Annotated in this window: 11 protein-coding genes; 6 read left to right on the forward strand and 5 right to left on the reverse strand. The window is 65.7% G+C overall.

Annotation, left to right across the window (positions count from 1 at the left end; genetic code table 11):
- The first annotated feature begins 21 nt into the window (after positions 1 to 21).
- Together IVA92_RS23315 and IVA92_RS23320 are read left to right on the forward strand one after the other, a co-directional pair.
- Complete coding sequence (locus tag IVA92_RS23315) at positions 22 to 1,134, forward strand: ring-opening amidohydrolase (protein WP_247277439.1); 1,113 nt, start codon at positions 22 to 24, stop codon at positions 1,132 to 1,134.
- A 127-nt stretch (positions 1,135 to 1,261) separates the two neighbouring features.
- A complete protein-coding gene (locus IVA92_RS23320) occupies positions 1,262 to 2,731 on the forward strand; it encodes an amidase (protein WP_247277440.1) in 1,470 nt (489 codons plus the stop codon).
- Between the two features lie 190 nt (positions 2,732 to 2,921).
- On the opposite strand, the gene IVA92_RS23325 is transcribed toward IVA92_RS23320, so the two are convergent.
- On the reverse strand, positions 2,922 to 3,239 hold the full coding sequence (locus IVA92_RS23325; RefSeq protein ID WP_247277441.1) for a hypothetical protein: 318 nt from the start codon (positions 3,237 to 3,239) through the stop codon (positions 2,922 to 2,924).
- Positions 3,240 to 3,388: 149 nt separating this feature from the next.
- On the opposite strand from IVA92_RS23325, the gene IVA92_RS23330 reads away from it, so the two are divergent.
- Complete coding sequence (locus IVA92_RS23330) at positions 3,389 to 4,297, forward strand: PaaI family thioesterase (RefSeq protein ID WP_247277442.1); 909 nt, start codon at positions 3,389 to 3,391, stop codon at positions 4,295 to 4,297.
- Between the two features lie 66 nt (positions 4,298 to 4,363).
- The gene (locus IVA92_RS23335; protein ID WP_247277443.1) at positions 4,364 to 4,729 is read left to right on the forward strand and encodes a hypothetical protein; all 366 of its coding nucleotides are present in this window, start codon (positions 4,364 to 4,366) and stop codon (positions 4,727 to 4,729) included.
- Here IVA92_RS23335 and poxB read toward each other — a convergent pair.
- The 3 genes from poxB to IVA92_RS23350 form a co-directional block, all read right to left on the reverse strand.
- Positions 4,726 to 6,462, reverse strand: coding sequence for a ubiquinone-dependent pyruvate dehydrogenase (gene poxB / locus IVA92_RS23340; RefSeq protein WP_247277444.1), 1,737 nt, complete (start codon positions 6,460 to 6,462; stop codon positions 4,726 to 4,728). The two genes, IVA92_RS23335 and poxB, sit on opposite strands and share 4 nt — an antisense overlap.
- Positions 6,463 to 6,542: 80 nt before the next feature.
- Positions 6,543 to 7,175, reverse strand: coding sequence for a 2-dehydro-3-deoxy-6-phosphogalactonate aldolase (locus IVA92_RS23345; RefSeq protein WP_247277445.1), 633 nt, complete (start codon positions 7,173 to 7,175; stop codon positions 6,543 to 6,545).
- 13 nt (positions 7,176 to 7,188) lie between these two features.
- Positions 7,189 to 8,103, reverse strand: coding sequence for a 2-dehydro-3-deoxygalactonokinase (locus tag IVA92_RS23350; RefSeq protein ID WP_247277446.1), 915 nt, complete (start codon positions 8,101 to 8,103; stop codon positions 7,189 to 7,191).
- Between the two features lie 214 nt (positions 8,104 to 8,317).
- Here IVA92_RS23350 and IVA92_RS23355 point away from each other — a divergent pair, with 214 nt between their 5' ends.
- Together IVA92_RS23355 and IVA92_RS23360 are read left to right on the forward strand one after the other, a co-directional pair.
- Entirely contained in the window at positions 8,318 to 9,415 is a 1,098-nt protein-coding gene (locus tag IVA92_RS23355; RefSeq protein WP_247277447.1) for an LLM class flavin-dependent oxidoreductase, read from the forward strand.
- Between the two features lie 56 nt (positions 9,416 to 9,471).
- Positions 9,472 to 10,026: a flavin reductase family protein gene (locus IVA92_RS23360; protein ID WP_247277448.1), complete on the forward strand. Its 555-nt coding sequence runs from the start codon at positions 9,472 to 9,474 to the stop codon at positions 10,024 to 10,026.
- Between the two features lie 60 nt (positions 10,027 to 10,086).
- Here the strand turns inward: IVA92_RS23360 and IVA92_RS23365 are convergent, their stop codons facing one another.
- Complete coding sequence (locus tag IVA92_RS23365) at positions 10,087 to 11,943, reverse strand: sigma-54-dependent Fis family transcriptional regulator (RefSeq protein ID WP_247277449.1); 1,857 nt, start codon at positions 11,941 to 11,943, stop codon at positions 10,087 to 10,089.
- Between the last annotated feature and the right edge of the window lie 13 nt (positions 11,944 to 11,956).

An 11,956-nucleotide genomic window follows, 5' to 3' on the forward strand; every position in this document is an offset into this window, starting at 1 on the left:
GAACCCCCAAAGAGAAGTGCAATGCAGACGACATCGGTCGACGCCATCAGGATCGCCACCAAGGGCCCCGGCGACGTGTCCGGCCTCATCAGTATGATCAGCTCAGGCGCGATCGATCCAAGCGAAATCCTCGCAATCCTCGGCAAGACCGAGGGCAATGGCGGAGTCAACGATTTCACGCGGGAATATGCTGTGGCCGCGTTGTGCGCGGCGCTTGCGCCGCGGCTCGGCCTGTCTCCAGAGGAGGTCGAGCAGCGCATCGCCTTCGTGATGTCGGGCGGCACCGAAGGCGTGCTCAGCCCGCATATCACGGTGTTTACGCGGCGCGACGTCGAGGGGCGGCCGGCGGGCATGTCCGGCAAGCGCCTGAGCATCGGCATGGCACACACCCGTGATTTCCTCCCCGAGGAGTTCGGCCACTCGGCACAGATCACCGAGACGGCGAAAGCCGTGAAGGCGGCAATGGCGGATGCCGGCATCACTGACTCTGCCGACGTTCATTTCGTGCAGATCAAGTGTCCACTGCTCACCAGCGATCGCGTCGAAGCGGCCAACGCTCGCGGCAGCAAGACGGCGACGACCAGCGCCTATGGCTCGATGGCCTATTCGCGCGGCGCCTCCGCGCTCGGCGTCGCAGTCGCGCTCGGCGAGATAGCGCCTGACGTCGGCGACGAGGACGTGCTGCGGCGCGATGATCTGTTCTCGTCCGTTGCCTCCACTTCGGCCGGAATCGAGTTGATGCACAACGTCGTCATCGTGCTCGGCAACTCCTTGTCTTCAGCAAGCGCGTTCGAGATCGGGCATGCCGTGATGACCGACGCGATCGATGCCCCGGCGGTGGTATCGGCGCTGAACAGCGTCGGGCTCGGCGTGGCGCCGCAGGCAAAGACGGGTCGCGAACTGGTCAATATCTTCGCCAAGGCGGAGGCTTCACCGAGCGGCAGCGTGCGCGGCTTTCGCCACACCATGCTGGAAGACACCGACATCAGCGCCACCCGCCACGCCCGCGCTGCGGTCGGCGGCCTGATTGCGGGACTTGCCGGCACCGGCGCCATCTACATCTCCGGCGGGGCCGAGCATCAGGGACCGCCGGGCGGCGGGCCGGTTGCAGTGATCGCGCGACTGTCGGATTGAGACGATCGGCAGCTCTGCGCCTCCACCTCTCCGCCCCATGCAACCCTGCCCCCCGCGCCGGCTCAGTTGATTCACGAAGATCCTTGCGAAAGGAAAGGTAGCGCCGCATCAAGAGGATTTTGCCGACATGACTTTGCCGATGAGCTGGAATGAATGGGCGCAGCACGACGGCGTGGCGCTGGCCGCGCGCGTCCGCAACGGCGAGCTGACGGCGAAGGAACTGGCGCGGCAGGCCGCGGCGGGCGTCGCCAAGGTCAATCCGGCGCTGTCGGGCGTGGTCGAGCTGTTCGAGGACGTGATCGCCGATCCCGCCAAGGACGGCGCCAACCTCTCCGGCCCGTTCGCCGGCCTGCCTTTCCTGATGAAGGATCTGGGACCGACCATGAAGGGCCGCCTCCAGGAGATGGGTTCGCTCCTGATGCGCGGCAATCGCGCGGACGCCGATACCTTCCTGACCGGCAAATTCCGCCAGGCTGGCCTCAACCTGATCGGACGTACCACGACGCCGGAATTCGGCGTCTGCAGCTCGGCCGACAATCCCGCCGTCTATGTCACGCGCAATCCCTGGAATACCGACTACACCACTTGCGGCTCGTCGGCCGGCAGCGCCGCGATGGTCGCGGCCGGCGTGGTGCCGATCGCGCATGCAACCGACGGCGGCGGCTCGATCCGCATTCCCGCGGGCGTCAACGGCAATATCGGGCTCAAAGTATCGCGTGGCGTGTTCTCGCTCGCACCGCACATGTCCGATCTCACCGGCCTCGTCTCGATCCAGGGCTGCCAGTCGCGCAGTGTGCGCGACACTGCCACCTTTGTCGATCATGCAAGGGGACCTGCCCCCGGCGAGTTCATGCCGTTCTGGACCACGGCGCAGCCTTATTCCGAGATGATCAAGCGCGATCCCGGCAAGCTCCGGATCGCGCTATCGCACACCTGGGGCGATTACACCGCAACGTCGCACATCGCCACCGAGCTGGAGAAGACCGGCCGCTTCCTCGAAGGGCTCGGCCATCACGTCGACTATGCGCTGCCCGAGCTCGATTTCCGCGCTGCGTTCGCGGCGCAGACCACCTGCTACATCTCGAACTTTGCGGTGGTGATCTCCAACATGCTCGCCGCGCGCGGGCTGGAGAAGCCGCCGGAAGATCTGATCGAACCCATGAACATCCGCATCTGGGAAGCCGGCCGACACACGAGCTTCGCCGAGCGCGCGAAGATGCAAGGCGTATTCAACACGGCCTCCCGCGGCTTCGGCGCTTTCTTCGAGCAGTGGGACGTGATCCTGACGCCGGTCACCGCGCTGCCGACGCCGAAGGTCGGCACAAAGGAATATCTCACGATCTCCGACAATCCCGACGTGCTCGACTGGTTCGGCAATCTCTGGCGCAATTTCGCCTTCACGCCGCTCGCCAATCTCTGCGGCATCCCGGCGATCTCGCTGCCAATGGCGACCCACGAGCACGGCCTGCCGCTCGGCATCCAGGCGATCGCCAAGCAGGCCAATGACGGGCTCTTGCTGCAACTCGCCGCCCAGATCGAGCGCGCGCTCGACGGCAAGTGGAACGGCGGCAAGAAGCCGAAGGTGCATGTGGGCTGAGTGCCGCCGCAAGGAAGCTGGCGACGGATTCCTCGCGGCCCATCCTTCGAGACGCCTGCCGTTGGCGGGCCCTCAAGATGAGGTCATCCTCGCAGCGCGATCTTTGACCCTCATTTTGACCCTCATGGTGAGGAGCGCCGCCTTACGGCGCGTCTCGAACCATGAAGGCCCTGCAATGGCGCGACTGCCATCAATTCTTCACTGCCGGAATCTCCTCCGTCGGCTGCTGCTGGCCCTGCTTGTACATCGTCAGCGCCTTGTCGAGCGCCTCGCGCAGGGCAAGCGCCGCGGCCACGCTGCAACGCAGGTGCGCGGTCTGGACCACGTCGACCCTGACTGCGGCGCCGACCGGCATCAGGAGATTCGCGGCAAGCTCGATCTGGATCGCGCCGTTATGATGGCCGAAGCATGAGGCGCCGTCGAAATAGATGATCGGCGCCCGCTCCGAGCTGGAGGTCGAAATGGTGACGGGCCCCTGGGCGGTCGAGGGTGTTTCGGGGTCGGTCATGGGCGCTCCTTGCGGATAGGTCGAACGAACGAAGCACCCACCATCGTCGCTTCGGCCGCCTCTGTCGAGACCAAACCGGCCTTGCAGGACCGTGCGAAGGTTACATGCGGGGTTTTGCGCAATGCGCGGCACTGGTCTAGAACGTCGCTATGTCTTGCTCATCGACCACGCTTCCCTTCGAGGAACTCGCCGAGGCCATCAAGGGCCGGCGCTCCGATTACGGCCATATCAGCGGGCTCCAGCTCGACCGCTTCGCGCCCGGTGAGGCCTGGTCCAGCCTGCCTTACCGTCCCGTCTTCGTCGGCGACACCGAGACCGGCGTTCTGCATGGCGGTGTCGTCACCGCGATGCTGGACGAGAGCTGCGGCATGGCGGTGCAGCTCGCGCTCGACGGCACGCGCGCGATCGCAACGCTCGACCTGCGGATCGACTATCAGAAGCCGGCAACGCCGGGCCTCGATATCAAGGCGCATTCCGTCTGCTACCGCACCACACGCTCGATCGCCTTCGTCCGCTCCACCGCCTATCAGGAGTCCGAAGACGATCCGGTCGCGACCGCGACCGCCTGCTTCATGATCGGCGCCAACCGCACCAACATGCTCGCGGACCGGAGAATGGATTCGCGCAGCATTCCGACGCTGGAGGCGCCCGAGGATCCGGATGGCCCGTTCGCGAATAGCCCGTTCGCGCGCTGCCTCGGCATTCGCGTCAACGGAGACGCCACGCTGACGATGCCGTTCTCGCCGAAGATCATCGGCAATCCGATCCTGCCCGCGATCCATGGCGGCATGACCGGCGCTTTTCTCGAAACCACCGCGATCGTCGGCGTGGCGCGCGAGCTCGGCACTGCGGCGCCACCCAAACCGATCGGCCTCACCGTCAACTATCTGCGCTCCGGCCGGGCGCTCGACACCTTCGCCGACGTATCAATTGTGAAGCAGGGGCGGCGCATCGTCGCCTTCGAGGCGCGGGCCTGGCAGGACGATCCGGACAAGCCGATCGCCACGGCCTTCGGTCATTTCATGTTGCGGCCAACGCCCGGAAGTGACGAGGAATAGGCGTATTTCACTTGACGGGCGGGGCGCAGGACACAACGATAGCGCGTTCCCGCGAGAGGTATTGGGTTGCGGCATCCGCTCGACATCGTCGCCATGTTCGCCGCACTCTGGCTGCTGGCATCGATGGTGCTCGACGCGCTGACGCCGAAGGAGCTGACGGCGGTGATGATCGCCATTGCGATCGGGCCTGCCATCGTCATCACTGCCGTGTTCTATTATCTGCGCTGCCCACGGACGGATTTCGCGGTGATGTTCGCGGCGCTCTGGCTGATTTCGGACGTTGCCATTGCCTTCATCTCGCCGAAGGCGCTGCCGCATTTGCTGATCGTGCTCGGCTTCGTGCCGGCGCTGCTGATCGGCACCGTGCTGCACTGGCAGCGCTTCCAGCACCGCCACGAGCGGCTACCGGTGCCGTCAGCCAAGCGCAGTTAACGCGGCAGCAGATTCGTCTTCGCAAGGTCCAGCACCTCGTCGCCACGACCGTTCATCACGGCGCGCAGCACCCAGAGGCTGAAGCCCTTGAGCTGCTCGGGCGTGATGGTCGGCGGCATCGACAGCTCCTGCTTGGCGGTGACTACGTCGAGCAGTGCCGGCCCGTTATGAGCCAGCATCTCCTTCATCGCGCCGGGCAGCTCGCCGGGGTCTTCGACGCGTTGGGCAAAGATACCCATCGCGCGCGCCATCGCCGCGAAATCCGGGTTCTCCAGATCGACATTGGTATCGACGAACCCCGCGGCCTTCATCTCCAGCGCGACGAAGCCGAGCACGCCGTTGTTGAAGACGACTACCTTCACCGGCAGCTTCATCTGCGTCAGGGTGATCAGATCGCCCATCAGCATGGTGAAGCCGCCGTCGCCCGACAGTGAGATCACCTGGCGGCCGGGTTGGGAAGCCTGCGCGCCGATCGCCTGCGGCATGGCATTGGCCATCGAGCCGTGCACGAAGGAGCCGATCAGCCGACGGCGGCCGTTCATGTCGAGATAGCGCGCGGCCCACACCGTGGGCGTGCCGACGTCGGCGGTGAACACGGCATCGTCGGACGCATGGTCGCTGATGACTTTTGCCAGATATTGCGGATGGATCGGCTTGGCTCCCGGCGTCCCCCTGGCGAGCTGGTCGAGACCCTCGCGCGCCTTCTTGTAGTGCGCGAGGGCATCGTCGAGATGCCTGCGCTGCGTCTTGGTCTTCAAGAGCGGCAGCAGCGCCTCGATGGTCAGCCGGACATCGCCGACGAGGCCGAGATCGATCTTGCAGCGCCGGCCGAGATTTTCGGGGCGGATGTCGATCTGCGCGACCTGGCAGTCGGTCGGGAAGAACTGCTTGTAGGGGAAATCGGTGCCGAGCATCACCAGCGCGTCGCAGGCGTGCATGGCCGCGTAGCCCGAGGAAAAGCCGATGAAGCCGGTCATTCCGACGTCGTAGGGATTGTCGTATTCGACATGCTCCTTACCACCGAGCGCGTGCACGATCGGGCTCTTGAGCGTTTCGGCAAACTGCATCAGCGGCGCATGCGCGCCGGCGCAGCCACGACCGCAGAACAAGGTGATGCGTTCGGCACCGTTCAAGAGATCCGCGAGCGCTTGCAACTCACCCGTCTGTGGCACGACCTTCGGCGCTGCCGGCGTAAGCCCGCGCGTCGTCGACTGCGCGCGCTTCGGCGGGCTGCGAAAAGCGACATCGCCGGGCATGGCGACGACGGCGACACCGCGCAGGCCGACCGCCGCACGGATCGCATTCTCCAGCACGTAAGGAAGCTGGCTAGGGTCGGAGACCAGCTCGCAATAATGGCTGCATTCGCGGAACAGGCTTTGCGGATGCGTTTCCTGGAAATAGCCGCCGCCGATCTCGGCCGAGGGGATCTGCGCCGCGATTGCCAGCACCGGAACGCGACTGCGATGCGCGTCGAACAGGCCGTTGATCAGATGCAGATTGCCGGGGCCGCAGGAGCCGGCGCACACCGCAAGGCTTCCCGTCATCTCGGCTTCGCCGGCGGCGGCAAACGCCGCGACCTCTTCGTGCCGGACATGGATCCAGTCGATGGTGCCGCGGCGGCGCAGCGCCTCGGTGAGGCCGTTCAGGCTATCGCCGACGATGCCATAGATGCGCTTGACGCCGGCCTGTTCGAGCGTCGCCACGAACAGATCGGCTATGTTGTTGATCGCCATGTCGGTCTCCTGAACTCGCTGGTGCAGCAAGATAGGATAACGCAGGACCGTGACGGCATCACGGCTTGTTTATTGGCGGCTCAGGCTTGCGCAATCGCCCGATCGTACGCCGCGATCGTCAACTTTGCGCGAGCGGCAACGTCCGTCGCCGTCATGCCGGGCTTGTAGAGGCTTGAGCCGAGCCCGAACGCCGTCACGCCGCCCTTGATGTATTCGGCAAAATTCTGGTCGGAGACACCGCCGACAGCGGCGATCATCACGCCGGCCGGCAGCACGGCGCGGATCGCGGCGATGCCGGACGCGCCGAGCACGCTCGCCGGAAAGAACTTCAGGCTCGATGCGTCGGCGCGCGCCGCCAGAAGCGCTTCGGTCGGCGAGAACACGCCGGGCATCGTCACCATGCCGTGCTGATGCGCGCGCGCCAGCACTCCGGTATCGACATTCGGCGAGACCATCAGCTTGCCGCCGACGTCGTTGAGACGATCGACGTCTGCGGCCGTCAGCACAGTGCCGGCGCCGATCAACACGCCGGCGGGCGCGAGCTTCGCGGCGGTCCCGATCGAGCGGAACGGATCTGGCGAGTTCAGCGGGATCTCGATCGCGGTCATGCCAGCCTCGATCAGCACGCCGACGATCGCCTCGGTTTCCTCCGGTTTGACGCCGCGCAGGATCGCGACCAGCGGACGCTTCATCGGCGGAAAGGCAACGCTCATTTCAAGATTCCTCTCATTTCATCCAGATCGCGGCGGCCGCCATCGAAAGACCGCGGCGAACGGCTTCATCGGCGTCAATCGGCTGCACGGTGACTGCTAACGCCTCGAAGGCGAGCCGATACAGCGTCGCGAGCCGGCCGGAGGCAATCAGCGTGACGCCGGCTTTCGGGACGGCGCCCGAAAGGCCCGCTGCGAGCTCAACGCCAATGAGGGTACCCGATACCGTTTCGCGCGCCGCGGCCGGCGTGCCGCCGAACAGGAGCTGCCGCGAGCGCGCGGTGAACAGAAGATTGGCGGCGAAGGCCGGCGCCTTGAATGCAGCAACCACCGCCGCCTTGAAGCTTGCGACGTCCTCGGCGTCATCGGCTCCGACGACCGCGAGCGACAGGATCGTCTCGCGCGAGACGACACTGAAGAGCTCGCCGGTCATGAAGGTCGAGAAGTGCTCGACAATGCCACCCTTCACGCGGACCCATTTCGAATGCGTGCCGGGCATGCAGACCAGCGCCTCGCCGGCGGCATCGAGTCCGAGCGCGCCGAGCAATTGCGTCTCCTCGCCGCGCATCACGTCCGGCGTGTTTGCATCGCGCTGCGCGATGCCCGGCAGGATGCGGATGTCGCGCAGCTCGCCCGGTACGAGCGCAGCCTGCTTCAGGATGGCGGCAAGTGGCGCCGGCGTGTCGACATAGCCGGTCTCGACCCAGCCCGTCTTGGCGCCGGCCATGCCGCAGACGAGAACCGGCAGATGATCCGGCGCTTCGACGGCTGCAAGATGCGATTGCAGCACGGCAGGGAAGCCGGTCTTGGCCGCAGCCAGCATGCCCTCGCCGCTGCGGCGTTCCGCCAGCACCTGACCGGCACGATCGATCAGCCAGAGCCGAAAGCTGCTGGTGCCCCAGTCCACCGCGGCGTAGGCGGGTTCGGTCATTCGAAACTGTCCTCGTCTTGCAGCTAAGACGTCGTCTCGCGACAATGAGACGACATGTTGCAAGTCTGTGCCGAGATACCGGCGATTGCGAGGGCAAACCAGCCCTTTCTCATCGATTTGAAGCCCCGCCGCGCTGGCACACCGCTTGCTGAAGCTTCGCCACTCAACTCCGTCAACGCGCAACAAGACGCGTCAACATCAGATGAGGAAACCCATGGAGATCGGCTATTTCACGATGCCCTCGCATCCGCCGGAGTGCGGCCTGAAGGAAGGGAACGACTGGGACCTGCAGGTCCTGCGCTGGCTCGACGAGCTCGGTTATCAGGAGGCCTGGGTCGGCGAGCACCACACCGCGCCCTGGGAACCCAACCCGACGCCGGATCTTCTAATCGCACAGGCGCTGATGCAGACCAAGAATCTTCGCATCGGACCGGGCGGCTTCCTGCTGCCCTACCATCACCCGGCCGAGCTCGCCAATCGCGTCGCGATGCTCGATCATCTCTCCGAGGGCCGTCTCAATTTCGGCGTCGCGGCGAGCGGCCTGCCGAGCGACTGGGCGATGTTCAACGTCGACGGCATGAGCGGGCAGAACCGCGACATGACCCGCGAGGCGCTGGAGATCATCCTGAAGCTGTGGACCGAGCCGGCGCCCTTCACCCACAAGGGCAAGTTCTGGACGGTGACCAAGCCTGACACGATGTTCGACTTCCTCAAGCCTCACATCAAGCCGTTCCAGGCGCCGCATCCGCCGATCGGCGTCGCCGGGCTTTCCAAGAATTCGGACACGCTAAAACTGGCGGGCGAGCGCGGATTCATTCCGATGAGCCTCAACCTCAACCCGGCCTATGTCTCGAGCCATTGGGATTCGGTCGAGATCGGCGCCGCCAAGACCGGACGCAAACCGAACCGACAGGACTGGCGGCTGGTGCGAGAAGTGTTCGTTGCCGATACCGACGAGGAAGCCTGGAAGCTCTCGACCGGCGACATGATGGGCCGGATGATGAGCGAATACTTCCTGCCGCTGCTCGGCCATTTCGGCTTCAAGGACTACCTCAAGCACGCGCCTGACGTGCCCGACAGCGACGTCACCGTCGAATATTGCGCCAAGCGGAACTGGATCGTCGGCTCGCCGGCGACCGTCGCCGAGAAGATCGAGAAGATCTACGACGAGGTCGGCGGCTTCGGCGTCCTCCTGGTGTTCGGCTTCGACTACAAGCACAAGGCCGAAGCCTGGCATCATTCGCTGTCGCTGCTGAAAAACGAGGTGATGCCGCGCCTGACGCATCTCGGCTCGGCGCGCAAGGCGGCTTGACCCGGTATGGGTGCGGCGCGATCGTGCCGCACCCACCCAATCTCGGAGATTTCCGCGTGACGGTCGACGCCAAGGATTTCAAGCAGGCGATGCGCCAATGCGCCGGCGCGGTTGCGCTGGTGACGGTCGGCGCCCAGCACGGCAAACGCACCGGACTGACCGTGACGTCGGCCTGCTCGCTCTCTGACAATCCGCCGTCGCTGATCGTCTGCGTCAACCGTAGCGCCAGCGCACACGGGCGCATCCGCGAGGAAGGCGCATTTGCAATCAACTTCCTGCACGAGGATCACGCCCTGCTGGCGCTGACTTTCAGCGGCCAGAAAGGCGTCAACGGCGACGACCGCTTCGCTTTCGGACAATGGACGCGAGGCAAGACCGGCACGCCGGTGCTGACGGACGCGGTCGCGGCTTTCGACTGCGTGCTGGCGCAGGAGTTCGAGACGAAGACGCATTCGATCTTCATCGGCGAGGTGCGCGGCGTGTCGCATGCGGATGCCGCCAAGCCGCTGGTCTATCTGCGCGGTAATTTTCACAGGCCGCAGGAGATCCGCGAGGGCGTGACGATTGGCGACATCGATGCACGGCATCTGAGCTGGACGGATTTTTCGTGACGGCGGCAGTGGCGGTGTGCTCTCTCGCCCCGCTCGCGGGAGCGGCTCGTTTTCTCGACACTACTGCGTCGTCTCGATCTTCAGCAGCTTGATCTTGCGATAGAGCGTCGCGCGGCTGAGCTTCAGCGCGCGTGCTGCCTCGGTGACGCGACCACCCTGCCTGCGCAGCGCCTCGACGATCGTGGCGCGCTCGGCCGCTTCGAGATCCGGCTCCGCCTTTCCGAACCGCGGCAAATCGAGATCGGCATCGGTGATGACACCGTCCTCCGCGGTGCAGCCGGCAAGCCGCAGCACGTGGCGGAGTTGGCGCATGTTGCCGGGGAACGGATAGGCCACGAGCTGCGACCAGGCTTCATCCGAGACTCGGCAGTTCGGCGCCTCCTCGCGTGCGATCTGCCGAATGACGTCGTCGCGGTCGGCGCGCTCACGCAACGCCGGCAATCGCACCTCCATGCCGCGCAGGCGGAAATAGAGGTCGGCGCGGAAGGCGCCCTCCTCGGCCATGCGGCCGAGATCGCGGTGGGTGGCGCTGATCAGGCGGATGTCGACGGCGACAGGCTTGAGCGCGCCGAGCGGCCAGACCTCGCGGTTTTCCAGCACGCGCAGCAAGCGGGTCTGGAGCGCGATCGGCATGTCGCCGATCTCGTCCAGGAACAGCGTGCCGCCATCGGCCTGCACGATCAGGCCTTTCGAGCCGTCGCGCCGCGCGCCGGTGAAGGCGCCGGCCTCGTAGCCGAACAGCTCGGCGTCGATCAGGCTCTCCGGCATCGCCGCGCAGTTCAGCGCGACATAATTGTTGCGCGCGCGGTTGCTGGCCGCATGAATGGCGCGCGCGAACACGTCCTTGCCGACGCCGGTCTCGCCATGCAGCAGCACCGGCAGATTGTGGTCACTGACGCGCTTGAGCCGTTTCACGCTTCTGATCAGTCCGGGGTCGCCACCGGCGAGCCGGTGCAGCGCGACGAAGCGATCGACGGAGCCGTCGCCGCGCGGGGCCGGCCGACGCGCCCTCGCACGCAACGGCGGCGCGACACGGCCCCGGCCTAACGGACTGCCGTCGGCCCGGCGCAGCTCGACGATCTCGTCCGCGCCGCGCGCTGCGTGACGAACGAACCTGACATAGCGTGATAGATCGATGCCGGACGCGATCATGCCGTCGGTCAGGCCCAGCAGCGCACGCGCCGAACGGCAGGCGCCGACGATGCGCCGATCATCGTCATAGGCGAGCAGGCCGCGGCCGCCGTCTCCAGGCACGGTCGCAACCCAGGCGTCGCGGAAATGACCGCGGAAGATCGCGTCCTCCATTCGCCGCGCCGCAGCCATCGTCACCGCGAGCGCAAGCTGATGCGCGGCGCGGCTGAGGTCATCACGACACGACGTGATGTTGACGGCGCCAGCAATGCGACCCGCTTGGTCGAACAAGGGCGTCACCGCGCAGGAGAAGATGCTCCACTGCTCGCGAAAATGCTCGTCCCGATGCACCAGGATCGGTTTCTGCTCCGCAAGGCAGGTGCCGAGTCCGTTGGTGCCTTCGAAGGCCTCCGAAAAATTGGAGCCGGTGTAGACCTTCCAGCGCAGGAAGATGTCGGCGTCGGCCTCGCCCGGCAACCGGCTTAACAGCATGGTCGCGCTCGCGTCCGCGAGATTGACGCAATAGCCGGCCTCGCGCAGCACCGTGGCGAGATCGTCGAGCTCGGGCGTTGCGAGCCTGATCGTCTCCTCCATCGGCTCGGCAACGTGACGGATCTCGGCTTCGGTCAGCGTCTGCGGCGGCCCGCGGCGGGCGGGATCGAGCTTGTGATTGACCAGGCAGCGCCGCCAGGAATTGGCAATCCGCGAAGAGGCATCGACGTCGGCCACCTGATTGGCGACGGACAAGACACGGGCGACATGGTTCGAGGCCGAAAGGCTGGCCATCGCGGACGTCTCC

It is taken from the genome of Bradyrhizobium sp. 154, assembly GCF_023073875.1.
Classification (GTDB): Bacteria; Pseudomonadota; Alphaproteobacteria; order Rhizobiales; family Xanthobacteraceae; genus Bradyrhizobium.

Coding starts and splice junctions, on each gene's coding strand:
- IVA92_RS23315 (WP_247277439.1), top strand. CDS start 22: ATGCAGACGACATCGGTCGACGCCATCAGGATCGCCACCAAGGGCCCC.
- IVA92_RS23320 (WP_247277440.1), top strand. CDS start 1,262: ATGACTTTGCCGATGAGCTGGAATGAATGGGCGCAGCACGACGGCGTG.
- IVA92_RS23325 (WP_247277441.1), bottom strand. CDS start 3,239: ATGACCGACCCCGAAACACCCTCGACCGCCCAGGGGCCCGTCACCATT.
- IVA92_RS23330 (WP_247277442.1), top strand. CDS start 3,389: ATGTCTTGCTCATCGACCACGCTTCCCTTCGAGGAACTCGCCGAGGCC.
- poxB (WP_247277444.1), bottom strand. CDS start 6,462: ATGGCGATCAACAACATAGCCGATCTGTTCGTGGCGACGCTCGAACAG.
- IVA92_RS23345 (WP_247277445.1), bottom strand. CDS start 7,175: ATGAGCGTTGCCTTTCCGCCGATGAAGCGTCCGCTGGTCGCGATCCTG.
- IVA92_RS23350 (WP_247277446.1), bottom strand. CDS start 8,103: ATGACCGAACCCGCCTACGCCGCGGTGGACTGGGGCACCAGCAGCTTT.
- IVA92_RS23355 (WP_247277447.1), top strand. CDS start 8,318: ATGGAGATCGGCTATTTCACGATGCCCTCGCATCCGCCGGAGTGCGGC.
- IVA92_RS23365 (WP_247277449.1), bottom strand. CDS start 11,943: ATGGCCAGCCTTTCGGCCTCGAACCATGTCGCCCGTGTCTTGTCCGTC.